The following is a 19,156-nucleotide window of genomic DNA, read 5'->3' on the forward strand; positions in this document are numbered from 1 at the left end:
CATGGCCAACACCACCACCCGCACCATCGACATCAACGGCGTCCCCGCCTCGGCCGAACCGCGCCCCGGCCAGTGCCTGCGCACGTTCCTGCGGGAGCAGGGCAACTTCGGCGTCAAGAAAGGCTGCGACGGCGGCGACTGCGGTGCCTGCACGGTCCATGTGGACGGCACGCCCGTGCACAGCTGCATCTACCCGGCTGTCCGGGCGGAAGGCCACGCCGTCACCACCGTCGAGGGCCTCGCAGACACCTGCGGCAGTTCCGAAGACGCCGGGGCCCTCCACCCGATGCAGCAGCAGTTCCTGGACCGCCAGGGATTCCAGTGCGGATTCTGCACGGCCGGCATGGTGATGACGGCCGCCACGTTCACCGAGGAGCAGAAGGAAAACCTGCCACGGAACCTCAAAGGCAACCTCTGCCGCTGTACCGGCTACCGGGCCATCGACGATGCCGTCTGCGGCCGCGAAGGACACCCGGACCCCAAGGGCCCCGGTTCGGGGATCGGCGGCGAAGGCCAGCCCGAGCCGAAACCGGGCCAGCTGGGAGACGACGTGCCCGCCCCTGCCAGCCTCGCCGTCGTGACGGGGAAGGCGCGCTACACCCTGGACGTGCCCGCGGAGGAACTGCCCGGCCTGCTGCATTTGAAGCTGCTGCGGTCGCCGCACGCCCACGCCCGGGTCATCTCCATCGACTCAACCGCCGCCCTCCAGGTACCCGGTGTGGTGGCCGTCTTCACCCACGAGGACGCCCCGGCGCAGCTGTTCTCCACCGCCCAGCACGAGCTCTACACGGACGATCCGGATGACACGCGCGTCCTGGATGACGTGGTGCGGTTCATCGGACAGAAGGTCGCCGCCGTCGTCGCGGAGTCCGTGGCTGCGGCGGAGGCCGGCGTCCGCGCCCTCAACGTCGAATACGAGGTGCTGGACGCGGTCTTCACGCCCGAGGAAGCGATGCGCCCGGGAGCTCCGGCGGTCCACGGGGAAAAGGACGCCGCCACGGCGCGCATCAGCCGGCCCGAACAGAACGTTGTGGCGGAGCTGCATTCGGAACTGGGCAGCGTGGCCGCCGGGTTTGCCGAAGCCGACTTTATCCATGAACAGACCTACCGGACCCACCGCGTGCAGCACACGGCGCTGGAAACGCACGCCGCCATCGCCTCCGTGGACCAGGATGGCCGGCTCCAGGTCCGCACCTCCAGCCAGGTCCCGTTCCTGGTCCGCCGCACCCTGTCCCGGGTCTTTGACATGCCCGAGGAGCAGATCCGCGTGGTGGCCGGCCGGGTGGGGGGCGGCTTCGGCGGCAAGCAGGAGGTGCTCACGGAGGACGTCGTTGCCCTCGCCGCGATGAAGCTGAAGCGTCCCGTGCAGCTCGAATTCACCCGGACGGAGCAGTTCACGTCCGCCACCACCCGGCACCCGTTCACCATCCACCTCAAGGCCGGAGCCAGCAAAGACGGCAGGCTGACGGCGCTGCAGCTGGACGTCCTCACCAACACCGGCGCGTACGGCAACCATGCCCCCGGCGTGATGTTCCACGGCTGCGGCGAATCCCTGGGCGTGTACAAGTGCGCCAACAAGAAGGTGGACGCGCATGCCGTGTACACCAACACCGTGCCGTCCGGGGCGTTCCGCGGCTACGGCCTGAGCCAGATGATCTTCGCCATCGAGTCCGGCATCGACGAGCTGGCCACCGGCATCGGGATGGATCCGCTGGAGTTCCGCCGCCGCAACATGGTCCTCGAGGGCGACGACATGCTCTCCACGCACTCCGAGCCGGAAGAGGACGTGCACTACGGCAGCTACGGCCTGGACCAGTGCACCAGCCTGGTGCAGGACGCCTTGGCCCGGGGGCTCGAACGGTACCGGGCCGCCGGGCTGGACGACCTGGGCCCGGACTGGGTCACGGGGGAGGGGACGGCGCTGTCCATGATCGACACCGTCCCGCCGCGCGGCCACTTTGCCCACTCCAGGCTCCGGCTCCTTCCGGACGGCACGTACGCCGCCGACGTCGGGACCGCCGAATTCGGCAACGGCACCACCACTGTCCACGCGCAGCTCGCGGCCACCGCGCTGTCCACGACGGCGGGGCGCGTCACCGTGCGCCAGTCGGATACGGACCTGGTGCAGCACGACACCGGCGCCTTTGGGTCGGCCGGAACCGTGGTGGCGGGCAAGGCCACCCTCGCCGCGGCGGAAGAGCTCGCGGTCCGGATCCGCGCGTTCGCCGCCGGCATCCGGCAGGTCCAGTCCTCCGGCTGCGTGCTGGAGGAAGACGCCGTCGTGTGCGAGGGAACCCGCGTGCCGCTGGCGGAAATCTACGACGCCGCCGAAGCGGCCGGCGTCGAGCTTGCCACTGAGGGGCACTGGGGCGGGACGCCGCGGTCGGTCGCGTTCAACGTCCAAGGCTTCCGCGTGGCCGTCAACACCGGCACCGGCGAGCTGAAGATCCTGCAGAGCGTCCAGGCGGCGGACGCGGGCGTGGTGGTCAACCCGCGGCAGTGCCGCGGGCAGATCGAAGGCGGGATCGCGCAGGCCCTCGGCGCAGCGCTGTACGAGGAAGTGAAAGTGGACGACGGCGGGAAAGTCACCACGGACATCCTGCGGCAGTACCACATCCCCACCTTCGCGGACGTGCCACGCAGCGAGGTGTACTTCGCTGAAACCAGCGACAAGCTGGGCCCAATGGGGGCGAAGTCGATGAGCGAAAGCCCCTTCAACCCGGTGGCACCGGCGCTCGCGAATGCGATCCGCAACGCCACTGGTGTGAGGTTCGCAGAACTGCCCATTGCCCGGGACAAGATCTACCTGGGGCTTAAGGAAGCGGGGCTCGCCTCTGACCGTGAGAGCGCTAACGGCCTATAGTCGGATGATGGAAAAGCGAATGTTGGGCAAGACCGGACGGAACGTCTCCATCGTCGGACTGGGGACCTGGCAGCTTGGCGCGGACTGGGGCAGCGTGGACCCCGCCCAGGCGCAGGCCATCCTGGCGGCGTCGGTGGAAGAGGGCGTCACGTTCTTTGACACCGCGGACGTCTACGGCGACGGCCGCAGCGAGCAGGCCATCGGCGCCTTCCTGGCGGACAACCCGGGCCTGGACATCATGGTGGCCACCAAGATGGGCCGCCGGATGGACCAGCAGCCGGAGAACTACAACCTCGCCAACTTCCGCGAGTGGACGGACCGGTCCCGGCGCAACTTGGGCACCGACCAGTTGGACCTGGTCCAGCTGCATTGCCCGCCCACCGCCGTCTACAGCAACGCCGAAATGTACGACGCCTTGGACACCCTGGTGGCCGAGGGCGCCATCCGGAACTACGGCGTCAGCGTGGAGCGGACGGACGAAGCCCTTGAGGCCATCCGCCACGACGGCACGGCCACGGTGCAGATCATCCTCAACGCCTTCCGACTGAAGCCGCTGGACGAAGTGCTGCCTGCGGCCGAGGCCGCCGGTGTGGGCATCATCGCCCGCGTCCCGCTCGCCTCGGGCCTGCTCTCCGGCAAGTACACCTCCGATACCGCCTTCGCGGAGAACGACCACCGGAACTATAACCGCACCGGCTCGTCGTTCGACGTCGGGGAGACGTTTTCCGGCGTGGATTTCGAGCAGGGCCTCAAAGCGGTGGCCGAATTCGAGGAACTGGTGCCCGACGGCGTCAGCACCGCCCAGGCGGCCATCGCCTGGATTGCCGCGCAGGACGGCGTCAGCACGGTGATCCCGGGCGCCCGGAATGTGGAGCAGGCCCGCTCCAATGCCGCGGCCGCGGCGGTCAGCGGCATTGACGCAACGTTCGACGTCGGCGTCCATGAAATCTACGACCGCTACTTCCGCGAGACGATCCACCCGCGCTGGTAGCCGGGCCCTCTTAGCGCGAACGGGCAGTTAGGGCCCTTAGTCGGGGCATCTGAGGTTCTTATCTGCCCGTTCGCGCTTCGAACCTAGGGGGAGTTGTGTGAGTACGCCATCCATCAGCGCCTTTGTTGACCGGCTCGCTGCTGTGGCCACAGGGCCGGGGTGCAACAACTTCTTTAACCACGCCGTCCCGGCCAATGCCCAGCGACAGCGGAACCTGGGAATCTACCTGCAGGAAATGCTGGACCGCTCCCCGAAGGTGCTGCTGGTGGGGGAGGCCCCCGGCTTCAGGGGCATGAGGATCACGGGTGTCCCTTTCACCAACCGCACCATGTTCGAGGGGCCCGCGAACAGCTTCGGGCTCTTCGGGCCGGGAAAGGGCTACGTCCTGCCGGCGGAAGCTGCAGGCATTCCGTCCGAGCCCACCGCAACGGTGATGTGGCAGGTCCTCTCCGAGCTGGAATTCCTGCCCTTGCTGTGGAGTGCCTGCCCGTGGCATACCCATGTGCCGGGGCGGCCGCTGTCCAACCGCACCCCGAAGCCGGCCGAAGCAGCCCTCGGAACTCCCTTTTGGCAGGCGTTGACTCAGCTCTTTCCGATCGAATCCGTGGTGGCCGTGGGCAATGTGGCGCACCGCAGCCTGCAACGGAGCGGCTTCGACGTGCCGAAGATCAGGCATCCGGCCCATGGCGGCCGGGCCGGCTTCAAGCGGGGACTGGAGGAGCTGATGGAAGCGGGGATGCAGCCCTGACTGGTTATCCGAGCAGTCCCAGCTGGTCCGGTGTGTCCAGGTCTTCGCCGCCGGACTGGTCCGTGCAGTCCACCAGGTCGATGAGTTCCGGGTGGGCCTGCAGGAAATGCCGGGCACCGGCGTCGCCCGTTGCTGATTCCGCCGCGTCGGCACGGAGGATGGCGTCCAGCAGCAGCGGGTGGCCGCGCTGCAGAGTGCCGTCCGGTCCGCGGTAGGCGGCGGCCGTTACGCGGCCCGGACGGTGGAGTGCCAGGAGCCGGCCCACCGTTTCCGGGGTCAGGCCGGGCTGGTCCACCAGCGCCACCAGTACGTGGTCCCCGGCCGGCGCGGCCGCAACCCCCGCCTGGAACGAGCCGCCCATGCCGTCCTGCCAGCCTTCGTTGTCGATCACGGTGTACGCGGACAAGTCGGCCGTTTCAGCGACCCTCGCAGCCCCGGCACCGGTGACGACCACGACGCCCCGGCACCCGCCGTCGAGCAGCACCCCGGCGAGGACTTCCACCAGGGTGCGGCCACGGAAGGGGAGCAGGGCCTTGGGCCCTAGCCCCAGGCGGGACCCGGAACCTGCGGCGAGGAGCACCGCCGTCGTGCTCCGTTCCCCTAAGTCAGCCATCGCCCCAGCCTACGCACCCAGGTGGCAGTTGACGGCAGTCCCGGGGCGGAACACTGCCGTCAACTGCCCACTCGATGGCGTCAGGCTTCGCCGCCTGCTCCTCCGGTGGTGCCGGCGTTGACGTCCAGGAGCTTGTAGCGGTCCATGGCGTACGACGGCGCGCCCTCCTCGACGTCGCCCCTCGCCGCGAGCATTTGCAGCGTCTTCACCACGATGGAGTGGGTGTCGTTCTTGAAGAAGCGCCGTGCGGCTGCGCGGGTGTCGGAGAAGCCGAAGCCGTCGGCACCGAGCGAGGCGAACTCGTTCGGGAGGAACTGGCGGATCTGGTCCGGGACGGCCTTCATGTAGTCCGAGACTGCCACGATGGGGCCGGTGGCACCTTCGAGCTGAGCCGTGACGAACGGCACGCGTGCCGGTTCGCCCGGGTTCAGGAAGGCCTCCTCCTCGGCGGCCAGGCCGTCGCGGCGCAGTTCGTTCCAGGACGTGACGGACCAGACGTCCGCGGAGACGCCCCAGTCCTCGGCCAGGATCCGCTGGGCTTCGAGGGCCCAGGGGACGGAGACACCCGAGGCCAGGATCTGGCTCTTGGGACCTGCAGCCTCCGACGCCGACACCCGGTAGATGCCTTTCAGCACACCGTTGACGTCGAGGTTCTCGGGTTCGTTGGGCTGGGTGATGGGTTCGTTGTAGACGGTGATGTAGTACATCAGGTTACGGTCGGCCGCGGAACCGGCCGGACCGCCGTCGGGATGTTCCCCGTACATGCGCTCGATGCCGTCGCGGACGATGTGGCCCATTTCGTAGCCGTAGGCGGGGTCGTAGGTGACCACTGCCGGGTTGGTGGCGGCGAGGATGGGGGAGTGTCCGTCGGCGTGCTGGAGGCCTTCGCCGGTGAGGGTGGTCCGTCCTGCGGTGGCGCCGATGATGAAGCCGCGGGTCATTTGGTCCGCTGCTGCCCAGAAGGCGTCGCCGGTGCGCTGGAAGCCGAACATGGAGTAGAACACGTAGACCGGGATCAGCGGGACGCCGTGGGTGGCGTAGGCGGTGCCGGCGGCGGTGAAGGCTGCGACGGCGCCGGCTTCGTTGATGCCGGGGTGGATGAGCTGGCCCTGGGCGGATTCCTTGTAGGCCAGGACCAGGTCCCGGTCCACGGACAGGTAGTTCTGGCCGCCCGGGTTGTAGATCTTGGCGGTCGGGAAGAACGCGTCCATGCCGAAGGTTCGTGATTCGTCCGGGACGATGGGAACGATCCGGTGCCCGAATTTCTTGTCGCGGAGCAGGTCCTTGAGGAGCCTGACAAAGGCCATGGTGGTGGCTGCCTGCTGCTTGCCGGTGCCCCGCTTGGCGACGTCGAACGTCTTGGCTTCGGGCAGTTCAATGGCCGCGTGGTTGGGACGGCGCTCGGGCGTATAGCCGCCGAGTTCCGCGCGGCGTTCGAGGAGGTAGGCGATCTCGGGCGCGTCTGCTCCGGGGTGGAAGTAAGGCGGGCTGTACGGGTCCTCCTCGAGCTGGGCGTCGGTAATGGGAATTCGGAGGTAGTCCCTGAACTCCTTGAGGTCGTCGAGGGTGAGTTTCTTCATCTGGTGGGTGGCGTTGCGGCCTTCGAAGTGCGGGCCGAGTCCGTAGCCCTTGACCGTTTTGGCCAGGATCACGGTGGGCTTGCCCTTGAATTCGGTCGCTGCCTTGTACGCGGCGTAGACCTTGCGGTAGTCGTGGCCGCCGCGCTTGAGGTTCCAGATCTGGTCATCGGTCAGGTCCGCGACCATGTCCTTGGTCTGCGGGGTCTTGCCGAAGAAGTGTTCGCGGACGAACCCGCCGGATTCGGCCTTGTAGGTCTGGTAGTCCCCGTCCGGGGTCTCGTTCATGATCTTCACCAGCGACCCGTCGGAGTCCTTGGAGAGCAGCGCGTCCCATTCCCGGCCCCAGACGACCTTGATGACGTTCCAGCCCGCGCCGCGGAAGAACGCCTCGAGTTCCTGCATGATCTTGCCGTTGCCGCGCACCGGCCCGTCCAGGCGCTGGAGGTTGCAGTTGATCACGAAGTTCAGGTTGTCCAGGTTCTCGTTCGCGGCGAGCTGGAGCAGGCCGCGGGACTCGGGCTCGTCCATTTCCCCGTCGCCCAGGAACGCCCAGACCTGCTGGTCCGAGGTGTCTTTCAGGCCGCGGTTGTGCAGGTACCGGTTGGACTGCGCCTGGTAGATCGCGTTCATCGGCCCGATGCCCATGGACACGGTGGGGAATTCCCAGAACTCCGGCATCAGCCGCGGGTGCGGGTAGGAGGACAGGGCGTGCCCGGCCTTGGACTTTTCCTGCCGGAACCCGTCCAGGTCCTCCTCGGTCAGCCGGCCTTCCATGAACGCGCGGGCGTACATGCCGGGGGAGGCGTGGCCCTGGAAGAAGACCTGGTCCCCGCCGCCGGGGTGGTCCTTGCCGCGGAAGAAGTGGTTGAAGCCGACCTCGTACAGGGTCGCGGCGCCGGCGTAGGTGGAGATGTGCCCGCCCACGCCGATGTTCGGCCGCTGGGACCGGTGCACCATCACCGCGGCGTTCCAGCGCATGTAGGCCCGGTAGCGGCGTTCGTATTCCTCGTTGCCCGGGAACTCAGCTTCCTGGTCCGCCGGGATGGTGTTCACATAGTCCGTGGTGGTGACCATCGGAACCCCGACGCTCTGGGCGCCGGCACGCTGCAGGAGACTGCGCATGATGTACTGGGCACGCTCGGTGCCCTGTTCCCTGATCAGCGTATCCAGGGACTCAATCCATTCGGCGGTCTCTTCCGGATCACGATCAGGCAGCTGGTTAGTCAACCCGCTGAGGATATGGGAGGTATCTTCTCCTGCAGTCATGGCAGCCTCTTTTCATCGTTGAATGTGGGGGCTTTTGGTTTCGTATTGTGAGAAAACATTCTTGCCATTCGAGATTATGCAGAAGCGGCCAGGCGGTCAAGGCGGCGAGGTGTCATCCGCCCCCGGGTGGCAACCCTGCCCCCTGTGGACGGAATGTGACAGTCCGGCGGAGTGTGGCTTCCTTGACCGCGAGGTGATCCACGTCATAAAGTTATTCCACTCCTCAAAACCAACTTTCCACTTTATGGAATATTGCCGGAAGTGCGAACTTCCGCCCCTACCCGTCCCCTAGAACTGGAGATCCAGATGCAGACGACCCCATCAGTCGGCGTCGAAACCGCTCCCGGCCCGACAGCGTCGTCGGGCCAGCCGGTCCATCACGCAACGGGCATCGACGCCCTGTGCGAATCAGCAAGCGCCGCGTCCGGGCGCACCATCAGCCCCAGCCTGTACAACATCGACCTTGCCCCGACGAAGCGGGAAGGCAGGCGTTGGACGAGCTACAGCATCTTCACCCTGTGGGCCAACGACGTCCACAGCCTCGGAAACTATGCCTTTGCCATCGGGCTCTTCGCACTGGGCCTCGGCGGCTGGCAGATCCTCCTGGCCCTCGGCGTGGGCGCCATCCTGCTCTTCGCTTTGCTGAGCTTCTCGGGCTTTATGGGCGTCAAGACCGGTGTGCCTTTTCCCGTGATGAGCCGGATCAGCTTCGGTATCAGGGGTGCCCAGATTGCCAGCCTCCTGCGCGGTGCGGTGGCGGTGGCCTGGTTCGGCATCCAGACCTACCTGGCGTCGGTGGTGCTCCGCGTCATGCTGGTGGCCATGGTCCCTTCACTGCGTGAGCTGGACACCAACTCCGTCCTCGGCCTCTCCACGCTGGGCTGGGCCTCCTTTGTGTTCCTCTGGATCGTCCAGCTGGTCATCGTCAGCTTCGGCATGGAAATGATCCGAAAGTATGAGGCGTTTGCGGGCCCCGTCATCCTGGTGACCATGGCGGCCATTGCCATCTGGATCTTCGTGGAGGCCGGCGGTTCCATTGCCTGGGCTTCGGACAACGCCCTCGAAGGCGCGGAGATGTGGCGCACCATCTTCGCCGGCGGTGCGCTCTGGGTGGCCATCTACGGAACGTTCGTCCTGAACTTCTGCGACTTCACCCGGTCCGCCGTCTCCAAGAAGGCAGTGGTGCGCGGCAACTTCTGGGGCATCCCCATCAACATGCTCCTCTTCGGCGCCATCGTGGTGGTCATGGCCGGCGGCCAGTTCAAGATCAACGGCACAGTCATCCAGAGCCCGTCGGACATCGTCCAGACCATCCCGAACACGCTGTTCCTGGTCCTGGCCTGCCTCGCGCTGCTGATCCTGACCATCGCCGTGAACCTGATGGCCAACTTCGTGGCTCCGGTCTACGCCCTGACCAACCTCTTCCCGAAGCACCTGAACTTCCGCAAGGCGGCCTGGGTCAGCGGCACCATCGGACTCATCATCCTGCCGTGGAACATGTACAACAACCCGCTGGTGATCGTGTACTTCTTGGGCGGCCTCGGTGCCCTGCTCGGCCCGTTGTTCGGCGTCGTGATGGCCGACTACTGGCTGCTGCGGCGCGGCCGGGTCAACGTCCTTGAGCTGTACACGGAAGATCCTGCCGGAGCGTACTACTACAAGAAGGGCTTCAACCCCCGGGCGATCATCGCCATGGTCCCGGCCGCCGCCGTCGCGCTCCTGATAGCGTTCGTTCCGGCGCTCGAGGCCGCCGCCCCGTTCGCCTGGTTCTTCGCTGCCGGCATCGCCGCGGTGGTGTACTACGTCATCGCGGACCGCTCGCAGCGGCTCGAAGACGTGGACGGCGAAGCCATCGCCGTGGCGAGCACACACTGACCAGCCCGCATTGACCAGCACCCACTGACCGCCCCGGCCAGCACGACAACGGAAGACCCCACCATGCGCATACTCGTTGCCAACGTGAACACCACCCAGTCCATGACCGACTCCATCGCCGCCCAGGCACGGTCCGTCGCAGCGCCGGGAACGGAGATCGTCGGAATCACGCCGCGGTTCGGCGCGGACTCCTGCGAGGGAAACTTCGAAAGCTACCTCGCCGCGATCGCCGTCATGGACGCCGTGGTCAACTACCCGGAACCGTTCGACGCCGTCATCCAGGCCGGGTACGGCGAGCACGGCCGCGAGGGGCTGCAGGAGCTCCTGGACGTTCCCGTCGTCGACATCACCGAGGCGGCAGCCTCCACGGCGATGTTCCTTGGCCACAAATATTCCGTGGTCACCACCCTTGACCGGGCGGTGCCGCTCATCGAGGACCGGCTGAAGCTGGCCGGCCTCGATGCGCGCTGTGCCTCGGTGCGGGCCAGCGGCATGGCCGTCCTGGAGCTGGAGGAGGAACCGGAGCGGGCCGTCGAAGCGATCATCGAACAGTCGCTGATCGCCGTCCGCGACGACAAGGCCGAGGTCATTGTCCTGGGCTGCGGCGGGATGGCAGGCTTGGACGAGGAGATCCGGCGGCGTGCGGGTGTCCCGGTGGTGGATGGAGTGGCGGCGGCTGTGACCATCGCTGAATCCCTGGTGCGGCTGGGGCTGTCCACATCCAAAGTCCGGACCTACGCCAGCCCGCGGCCCAAGTCCGTCATAGGCTGGCCCATAACGGCAGCGGAAGTGCCCGCGGCGCCGTAGCCGCGGTGCGGAACGCCCTGCCACCCACAAGGAGCAACGAATGACTGCAACCCACCGGCCTGTACCACCCCACCGGCCGGGGCCGGTCGCCGTCGTGACCGGTGCGGGTTCCGGGATCGGCCGGGCGGTGGCGCGGCTCATGCTGGCAGACGGCTACCGCGTGGTGCTGGCCGGCCGCCGGGAGGAGCCTTTGCTGGAGTCCGCGGCGGGTCACCGCCAGGCACTCACGGTGCCGTGCGATGTCACGGTGCCCGACGACGTCGAGCGCCTCTTCGCTGCGGCCCTCCAGAGGTGGGGGAGGGTGGATGTCCTGTTCAACAACGCGGGCGTGTTCGGCCCGGCGGCGTCGGTGGACGAGATCAGCGTGGCCGACTGGGACGCGGTGGTGGCGGTGAACCTTACCGGCTCCATGCTGTGCGCTGCCGCCGCGGTGCGGGCCATGAAGGCCCAGGAGCCGCAGGGCGGCCGGATCATCAACAACGGGTCCATCTCCGCGCACTCCCCGCGGCCGCGGACCGTGGCGTACACGGTGACCAAGCACGCCATGACAGGGCTGACCAAGAGCATCGAGCTGGACGGCCGGGGGTTCGGCATCACGTGCGGCCAGATCGACATCGGCAACACGGCCACGGACATCATGGGCACCATCGGAGTGGATTCCGGTGCCCTGCAGGCTGACGGAACCCGGCGGGTGGAGCCCACCTTCCCGGTGCAGGACGCGGCACGTGCCGTACTTCTGATGGCCGGCATGCCGCCCTCGGCCAGCGTCGGCTCGGTGGTGATCACCGCCGCCGGCATGCCGTTCATCGGCCGCGGCTAGGGTCTTCATGGAGTTTTTGTCCAGATAACGCGACTTCAGGCGCCCCCAAGTCCCTCGATGTGGACAAAAACTCGCCTGCCCGAAGGTTTTACTGTGGATAACTCAAGAGGGCCGCCCGCTCAGTGCCTCAATGGAGCATGAGCAGATTGTCACCACTTCCCGAGGGGATCAGCGGTCGGCCGTTCGTCGTTCCTGAGGCGGCTGAAGCGGGTGTGCACGCCAGCCGGCTTCTTGGCGCGGACCTGCACCGTCCCAGCCGCGGTATTCGCGTTCCGAAGGCCTCCCGCCCTGATCTCGCCGCACTGGCCCGGTCCCACACCGAGCTGGATGCCGATACTTTTGCGAGCCTGGTCAGCGCGGCCGAAATCCTCAAGATTCCGCTGCCGCCGTGGGCGGAATTCCGGCCCGACGACGGCGGCCCGGTGACCGCCGTCGTCGAACCTGTTCCGTGGGGGAAAAAGACCGGTCCGCATTTCCGGGGACCCGGCCGCTTCCTGCACCTTTCCCGTCGGGGCGGCGGAACGCTGCCGCGGCGCAAAGGGGTTGCCGGGCACCGGCTCAGGATCCGCGACGGCGACCTCATCGCAATAGACGGTCTCAGGCTGACCTCCGTAGCCCGGACATGGGTGGACCTTGGCTCGGTGCTTCCCGTGGATGATCTTGTGGTGGCTGGCGACGCTATTGTGAGCGCACATGCCAGGCACTTTGGGCCGCCGAAACGGGCCATGGTGCCGCTGGCCGAGCTGCGTGCATTTGTAGGCAAGGCGAACGGCATCCATGGGGTGCGCAAGGCCAGGATTGCGCTGGAGTTGCTGCGGGTCGGCGTCGATTCGCCGCCCGAGAGCAAGCTCCGGCTCATGCTGGACGACGCGGGCCTTCCGGAGTTCACCCCCAACTGCCGGGTGGACGACGTCTTCCGAAGGCCGGTCTGGACAGATCTGGGCTGCGAGAGGTTCCGGACCTGCATCGAGTACGACGGCCTGCACCACCTAAGCCCGGAGCAGCAGGCCCTGGACGCCTACCGGGACCAGCGCGTCGCTGAAGTGGGCTGGCGCCAGGTCAAGGTGAACAGGATCGATATGGAGCGCGGCCCCGAGTGGGTGGCCTCAAGGGTGAAACAGGCGCTCCGCAAGCAGGGCTGGCAGCGCTGAGACTTTTTGTCCAGATAACGCGACTTCAGGCGCCCTGAAGTCCCTCGATGTGGACAAAAACTCTAAAACAGAGACTCCGTAAGGCATTCGCCATCTCCTAACATTTTCCGCATTGTGAAAACTCAATTTCCCCTTGCGGAATAATGTGAGCGGGGTTACTTTGGAAACAGACCCCGATTTCCGGGGCTGTTCCCGATTGATAGGTACAGATCAATGAAGATCCCAGATTCCGCGGCGCTGAAGGCGAGTTCGGCGCCGTCGAAGAAGAAGCCCCTGTATAGGTCGCTCTTCTTCCAAATTCTGATCGCCGTCGTGGCAGGTGTTCTTATCGGACATTTCTGGCCGGACCTCGGTTCGCAGCTGAGGCCTCTCGGTGATGGATTTATCCAGCTCATCAAGATGATCATCGCGCCGCTGATTTTCCTGGTGATCGTCACCGGCATTTCGGCCGTAGGCGACGTCAAGGCGGTCGGAAGGGTCGGAGTCAAAGCCCTTCTCTACTTCACCGCGGCCACGCTGTTCGCGCTGGTCTTCGGCCTGATCGTAGGCAACATCGTCCAGCCCGGTGCCGGGCTGAACATTGATCCCAGCACCTTGTCCCAGGAGGCCCTGGACGCCAAAACGGGCCATGCCGTGCCCAAGGACGCCGCGGCCTTCATCCTGGATGTCATCCCCACCAGCGTCATCGGCGCCTTCGCGAACAACAGTCTCCTGCAGGTCCTGTTCTTCTCGGTGTTTTTCGGCGCGGCCATCGTCGTCATCGGACGCGAGCGCTGCATGCCGGTTGTCAGCCTCATGGAGACCGTCCTGGAGCTCATCTTCAAGATCATGTCCTGGATCATGAAGGTGGCGCCGATCGGTGCTTTCGGCGCTATGGCTTTCATCATCGGCCAGTACGGACTCGACACCCTCAGCACTTACGCGTTGCTCATCGCCGCCTGCTACGGCGCGGCAATCGTCTTCATCGGCCTGCTGTTCCTCGTGGCCTGGGGGTTTGCCCGCGTTCCGCTGTGGCAATTCCTGAAGTACACCCGCGAGGAGTTCCTTCTGGCGCTCGGCACCGCCTCCACCGAGGCTGTGATGCCGCGCATCATGACCAAGCTGACCAACGCCGGCTGCTCCCGTGCAACCACCGGCCTGGTGGTCCCCACCGGCTATTCATTCAACCTCGACGGGGCCGCGATCTACCTTTCGATCTCTCTGCTCTTCCTGGCACAGGCCTTCGGGCACAACCTGGATCTCGGCCAGCAATTGGCCGCGCTCGGCGTCCTGCTGCTGACGTCCAAGGGCATGGCAGGCGTTCCCGGTTCATCATTCCTGGCGCTGTCCGCCACCGCCGCCGCACTGGGGATCTTCCCGGTTGCCGGCGTAGCGCTGCTGCTCGGCGCGGACCGGCTGATGGACTCCATGAGGGTTGTGGTCAACCTGCTGGGCAACTGCGTGGCCACGTTCGTGGTCTCCAAGTGGGAGGGCCAGTTCGACCGCAGCGTGATGGTCCGTGCGTTCCGGGGCGAAATCACCAACCATGACTCGGCTATCATGCTCGGCGTCGAGGATGACTTCGAGGACCAGGAACTTGCCCGAATCAGCGGCGGCGAAGCACCGTCGCCCAAGTTCCGCGGCGGTCCCGATCCCAAGGACATCCCCGGATTCCAAATGAGCCGGCCCGGCGGCCATACCGGCCCGCCGGAACGCAGCTCGGCCGCGATCAACCACGAATAGCGCAGCGCCCGCAAACAGGCGTCCCGCACAACAGCAGCCGAACCGCACCTCAGCAGCCCCGCCCCTGGAAATGACAGGGACGGGGCTGCGCGTTGTCCATAACCAGCCCCGGAGAACGTCGGCTCATCGCCGGCCGCAGAGTTTTTGTCCAGATAACGTGACTTCAGGCGCCCTCAAGTCCCTCGATGTGGACAAAAACCCCAAAAGGAGGTGGCGGGCCTACAGCTAGAGCGGCAGCAGCTCCGACAGGTCCGCCCGGAGGCCTGATGCAGCGACCTTCCCGGAGGCGACGGCGTCTGCCCAGCTCAACTGGCCGGTGGCCATCGCCAGCCAGGTGGCGGCGTCGCACTCAATCACGTTCGGGGGAGTGCCACGCGTGTGCCGCGGGCCCTCCACGCACTGCGTGACGCCGAACGGCGGAACGCGCACTTCCACGGAATTGCCCGGTGCCCTCGCCGTGACTTCCTCCAGCGTGTAGCGCACCGCGGTCGCGGTCACCGCACGCGGAACGCCCGACGCCGGAGCGCCCGACGCCGGAACGCCCGACGCCGGGACGCTGGCTTCCAGCCACGCGGACAGGGCTGCGCGGCCTTCCTCTATGTCAATGCGTCGTCGTGAAACGGCCATGTCAGTCCAACAACGCCGAGACGGCGTGGCCCAGCCGGATTTTGCCCACGGGGCGGCCGCCGCCGAGCACGGGCTCCACCACTTTTTCGAGGACGCTGGAGACCCCCGGGATGTCCACTGCACCGGAGGCGGCAAGCAGGGTAAGGCCCACCAGGGTGGTGGCGCGCAGGTTTCCGTCCAGCACCTTGATGGCCACCGAAACGCCGGTGGTGGTGGCCATCGCCAGGACGCCTTCGGCGCCGATCTTGGCGATGATCTCCAGTTCGTCCATCACGATGGTGTTGGGTTCGCCCTTGCCCTGGACGGCCCAGGGGTAGTCGAGCATGGACGTGGCGATGGTGGCGGCGCGGGCATTGGAGTTCTTGTCGCCGGGGGCCTTGGCCAGCCGTGAGTATGCCCGTGCCAGCCCGGTCAGGGAGATGGCCGCCACCGGAGCGCCGCAGCCGTCAATGCCCAGGTGCGCGATCCGCTCACCGGAGTATTCTTCGATTGCCGAGCGGACACGCTGCTGCAGCGGGTGGTTGGGCTCAAGATAGCTGTGGGTGTCCCAGCCGTTTTCGGTGCAGGCCCAGAGGAAAGCAGCGTGTTTTCCCGAGCAGTTGAACGCCAGTTTGGACCTGCCCTGTTCGGACCGGATGAGCCAGTGGCGGGCGTTCTCGTCCTGCGGCCACGCCGTGGGGCATTGCAGCTGCTCTTCCTTGACTCCCGCGGCCTTCAGCATCCCCTCCACCACATCCATGTGGTCCAGGGAACCGGTGTGGCTGGCGCAGGCGAGGGCAACCTGGGCGCCGCGCAACGGGACGCCGGCCTGCATGGCCGCCAGGGCCTGCAGTGGCTTGAGCGCAGAGCGGGCGTAGATGGGGGTGGTGATGTCGCCGAGTTGCGTGACTACCGTTCCGTCGGCGGCAAGAACCACGGCCGAGCCGATGTGCCGGGATTCAACGAAACCGCTTCGTTCCACGACTGCCAGTTCGACGGCGGACTCCACTGTGAATGTGGCATGCGGATTTTCTGGCATGGCTAAAGTCTATGGTGCCGTTGCCGGAAACCCGGGAAATCCGGGCTGTTGCCCGCCCCCGCCCGGACCTCCTCCGGGGCCATGGCCGGCTATTGCACGGTCACCATGACCGACTGCCAGCCGGAGGCGCCGTCGGGTACGGGATCGGCGCGCTTGTCCGTCTGGACCTCACCGGTACCGTCGGTGGCGCGGGCCTTGATGTAGTGCGGACCCGGCGTGGCGTCCCATTCGAAGGACCACTGGCGCCACGTCACCACGGAGGCTTCCGTGGACAGCACGGCTTCGGTCCAGGGCCCGTTGTCGATCTGCACTTCCACCTTGGTGATACCTCGGGTCTGCGCCCAGGCTGTGCCGCCGATGGCCACTTTCCCGGCCGGGACCTGTGCGAAGGACTTGGGCACCTCCACCCGGGCCATGGTCTTGATGGGGCCGCGTTCGGACCAGCCGCGGTCCGTCCAGTACGCCCTGCTGTCCGCGAAGCGGGTGACTTCCAGGTCAACAACCCATTTGGTGGCGGACACAAAGCCGTACAGGCCCGGAACCACCATGCGCACGGGGTAGCCGTGTTCCAGGGGCAGGGGCTCGCCGTTCATGCCGATCGCCAGCATGGCGTCCCGGTCGTCCTGCAGCACTTCGAGCGGGGTCGAGGCGCTGAAACCGTCCTCGGAGGTGGAGAGCACCATGTCCGCGCCGTCCTTGGGGCGCGCCATCTTGAGGACCTCGCGCAGGGGAAAGCCCAGCCATTTGGCGTTGCCGGCCAGGTTTCCGCCCACCGGGTTCGACACACAGGTGAGGGTCACGTGGGACTCGATCAGGTCGGCGTCGAGCAGGTCCTGGAAGGTGAGCGTGACTTCCTGTTCCACCAGCCCGTGGACGCGGAGCTCCCAATCCTCGGCGTTGATCTCCGGCACGCTCAAGGCGGTGTCGATCCGGTAGAACTCGCCGTTGGGGGTGATCCAGGGCGTGACTCCCGGGGCGGCGGACTGCACGCCCGCCGGGACAGCGGGGGCTGCCTTGGCCGGCGAGGGCAGCTGGAGCGATTCGCGGGCCTGGGCAATGTTGCTCCGGGCTGCGCTGAGCAGCCGTCCGCCGGTGGCTGCGACGGCAGCAGCTGCCGCAGTGATTGCGGTGGCGGCGACGAAACCGCGTCGCGTCGTGGCCGGACGTTCGGTGTCCTTGGCGGCCACGTCCGCGGCCACACCCGGCCAGGGGCGCATTTGCCACAGCCGCTTCATCAGCAGGCGCAGCACCACCAGGCCGGCAGCGGTGCCGATGAGCGAGGGGATGGCGTCCAGCGGGTCCACACCGGCCCGGGTGACCACGCTGGCAACAATCACCGCACCCATCAGGAGAACGCCGGCAGCGCCCAGCGCCCACTTCCGGTAGGCCACCACGCCCAGCACGCAGGCAAGCAGGAAGATGGTCAGCCCCATGCCCGCGAACAAAGCGGCCTTGTCATTGGTGCCGAACGTCGCGATGGCAAAGTCCTTCAGCCATGGCGGCGTGAAGTCGATGAACGTGGAGCCGAGGGCAATGAGCGGCGTTGCCCGCGCCGTGAAGAAGGCGCCGATCAGTTCCGCAACGGAAAGTACGACGGCGGCCGCGGCCACGCCTGCCAGCGCCGCCAGCGCGGTGGGACCCTTGAGCCAATTCGTGAGCTTCTTCATGCCGGGGGTTCGTAGCTGCCGGCGTTAAGGATTGACCGGGGCGGGTCACGGCTTAGGACCGGACCGGGTGCACAAAGTACCCTTGGAGACTGTGAAGGTACTCGTCATTGGCCCTGGTGGCCGCGAACACGCCATTGTCCGCTCCCTGCTTGCAGACCCCAACGTTTCCGAAGTCCACGCGGCTCCGGGCAACGCGGGCATCGGCAAACTGGTCCCCACCCACAACATTGACGGCAATGATCCGGCCGCCGTAGCCGCCCTGGCCACCAAGCTGACCGTGGACCTGGTCGTGGTGGGCCCCGAAGCGCCCCTGGCCGCAGGTGTTTCCGATGCTGTCCGTGCCGCCGGGATCCCGGTGTTCGGGCCCAGCAAGGCCGCGGCCCAGCTGGAGGCGTCCAAGGCTTTTGCCAAGCAGGTCATGGCCGAGGCCGGTGTGCCCACCGCCATGGCGCGGGTCGCCAGCACCGCCGAGGAAGCCGCGGATGCGCTGGACACTTTCGGCGCCCCCTACGTGGTCAAGGACGACGGCCTGGCTGCCGGCAAGGGCGTGGTGGTCACCAACAACCGGGACGAAGCCCTGGCCCACGCGCAGACCTGCTTCGACGCCGGCGGCTCCGTGGTGATCGAGGAGTTCCTGGACGGTCCCGAGGTTTCCGTGTTCGTGCTGTGCGACGGCCGCAATACCGTGGCGCTCTCGCCGGCGCAGGACTTCAAGCGCATCTTCGACAACGACGAAGGCCCCAACACGGGCGGCATGGGCGCCTATACCCCGCTGGAATGGGCCCCGGAAGGCCTGGTCCAGGAAGTCATCGACCGCGTGGCGCAGCCCACTGTCAACGAGATGGCACAGCGCGGTACCCCGTTCGTGGGCGTGCTGTTCGTGGGCCTTGCCCTGACCTCCCGCGGCACCCGCGTCATCGAGTTCAATGTCCGCTTCGGAGACCCCGAAACCCAGGCCGTCCTGGCCCGGCTCAAGACCCCGCTCGGCTCGCTGCTGTTGGCAGCCGCCAAGGGCGAACTGGACAAGGCGGAAGAGCTGCGCTGGTCCAAGGACACGGCGGTCGCCGTCGTCATCGCCTCCGAAAACTACCCCGACACCCCGCGCACCGGCGACCGCATCCGCGGGCTCAAGAAGGTGGACGAGCTGGAAGGCGTGCACATCATCCACGCCGGCACCAAGCTGGACGAGGAAGGCAAAGTGGTCTCCGCCGGCGGCCGCGTGCTCGCCGTGGTGGCGCTGGGAACCGACCTCGTGGAGGCCCGCGAACGGGCGTACGACGGCGTGGAGCTGGTTCAGCTGGAAGGCGGACAGTTCCGCACGGACATCGGGCGCAAGGCGGCCCGCGGCGAAATCAAGGTCTCGTCCGGCGCAACAGGTTCGCTGCCCGTAACGAAGACAAAGGCATAG

At 66.8% G+C, this 19,156-nt stretch carries 14 protein-coding genes; 9 read left to right on the forward strand and 5 right to left on the reverse strand.

Annotated elements, in window-relative coordinates:
- Nucleotide 1 precedes the first annotated feature (1 nt).
- The 3 genes from RW112_RS20115 (at nucleotide 2) to RW112_RS20125 (ending at nucleotide 4,602) form a co-directional block, all read left to right on the forward strand.
- A complete protein-coding gene (locus RW112_RS20115) occupies nucleotides 2-2,863 on the forward strand; it encodes a molybdopterin-dependent oxidoreductase (protein WP_317783452.1) in 2,862 nt (953 codons plus the stop codon).
- 7 nt (nucleotides 2,864-2,870) lie between these two features.
- Nucleotides 2,871-3,854, forward strand: coding sequence for an aldo/keto reductase (locus tag RW112_RS20120; RefSeq protein WP_317783453.1), 984 nt, complete (start codon nucleotides 2,871-2,873; stop codon nucleotides 3,852-3,854).
- A 97-nt stretch (nucleotides 3,855-3,951) separates the two neighbouring features.
- A complete protein-coding gene (locus RW112_RS20125) occupies nucleotides 3,952-4,602 on the forward strand; it encodes a uracil-DNA glycosylase (protein ID WP_317783454.1) in 651 nt (216 codons plus the stop codon).
- A gap of 4 nt (nucleotides 4,603-4,606) precedes the next feature.
- Here the strand turns inward: RW112_RS20125 and nboR are convergent, their stop codons facing one another.
- Both nboR and aceE read right to left on the reverse strand, forming a co-directional pair.
- Nucleotides 4,607-5,215 carry a nicotine blue oxidoreductase gene (nboR, locus tag RW112_RS20130; RefSeq protein ID WP_317783455.1) on the reverse strand — a complete coding sequence of 203 codons (609 nt, stop codon included), beginning with the start codon at nucleotides 5,213-5,215 and terminating at the stop codon, nucleotides 4,607-4,609.
- A gap of 80 nt (nucleotides 5,216-5,295) precedes the next feature.
- Nucleotides 5,296-8,061, reverse strand: coding sequence for a pyruvate dehydrogenase (acetyl-transferring), homodimeric type (gene aceE, locus RW112_RS20135; protein ID WP_317783456.1), 2,766 nt, complete (start codon nucleotides 8,059-8,061; stop codon nucleotides 5,296-5,298).
- Nucleotides 8,062-8,367: 306 nt separating this feature from the next.
- On the opposite strand from aceE, the gene RW112_RS20140 reads away from it, so the two are divergent.
- The 5 genes from RW112_RS20140 (at nucleotide 8,368) to RW112_RS20160 (ending at nucleotide 14,436) form a co-directional block, all read left to right on the forward strand.
- A complete protein-coding gene (locus tag RW112_RS20140; RefSeq protein WP_317783457.1) occupies nucleotides 8,368-9,936 on the forward strand; it encodes an NCS1 family nucleobase:cation symporter-1 in 1,569 nt (522 codons plus the stop codon).
- 63 nt (nucleotides 9,937-9,999) lie between these two features.
- Nucleotides 10,000-10,743: an aspartate/glutamate racemase family protein gene (locus RW112_RS20145; protein ID WP_317783458.1), complete on the forward strand. Its 744-nt coding sequence runs from the start codon at nucleotides 10,000-10,002 to the stop codon at nucleotides 10,741-10,743.
- Nucleotides 10,744-10,783: 40 nt separating this feature from the next.
- Nucleotides 10,784-11,563, forward strand: coding sequence for an SDR family oxidoreductase (locus tag RW112_RS20150; protein ID WP_317783459.1), 780 nt, complete (start codon nucleotides 10,784-10,786; stop codon nucleotides 11,561-11,563).
- Between the two features lie 137 nt (nucleotides 11,564-11,700).
- Complete coding sequence (locus tag RW112_RS20155; RefSeq protein WP_317783460.1) at nucleotides 11,701-12,714, forward strand: hypothetical protein; 1,014 nt, start codon at nucleotides 11,701-11,703, stop codon at nucleotides 12,712-12,714.
- A 213-nt stretch (nucleotides 12,715-12,927) separates the two neighbouring features.
- A complete protein-coding gene (locus RW112_RS20160) occupies nucleotides 12,928-14,436 on the forward strand; it encodes a cation:dicarboxylate symporter family transporter (RefSeq protein WP_317783461.1) in 1,509 nt (502 codons plus the stop codon).
- 225 nt (nucleotides 14,437-14,661) lie between these two features.
- Here the strand turns inward: RW112_RS20160 and RW112_RS20165 are convergent, their stop codons facing one another.
- From RW112_RS20165 to RW112_RS20175, 3 genes are all read right to left on the reverse strand, one after another.
- On the reverse strand, nucleotides 14,662-15,063 hold the full coding sequence (locus RW112_RS20165) for a sterol carrier family protein (protein WP_317783462.1): 402 nt from the start codon (nucleotides 15,061-15,063) through the stop codon (nucleotides 14,662-14,664).
- A 1-nt stretch (nucleotide 15,064) separates the two neighbouring features.
- Nucleotides 15,065-16,081 carry an asparaginase gene (locus RW112_RS20170; protein ID WP_317783463.1) on the reverse strand — a complete coding sequence of 339 codons (1,017 nt, stop codon included), beginning with the start codon at nucleotides 16,079-16,081 and terminating at the stop codon, nucleotides 15,065-15,067.
- An 89-nt stretch (nucleotides 16,082-16,170) separates the two neighbouring features.
- Entirely contained in the window at nucleotides 16,171-17,748 is a 1,578-nt protein-coding gene (locus tag RW112_RS20175; protein ID WP_317783464.1) for a molybdopterin-dependent oxidoreductase, read from the reverse strand.
- Between the two features lie 91 nt (nucleotides 17,749-17,839).
- Here RW112_RS20175 and purD point away from each other — a divergent pair, with 91 nt between their 5' ends.
- Nucleotides 17,840-19,156, forward strand: a complete 1,317-nt coding sequence (gene purD, locus RW112_RS20180) for a phosphoribosylamine--glycine ligase (protein WP_317783485.1) — start codon at nucleotides 17,840-17,842, stop codon at nucleotides 19,154-19,156.

Origin of the sequence: Arthrobacter sp. B10-11, from assembly GCF_033142195.1 — a bacterium.
GTDB classification, from domain to species: Bacteria; Actinomycetota; Actinomycetes; order Actinomycetales; family Micrococcaceae; genus Arthrobacter; species Arthrobacter oryzae_C.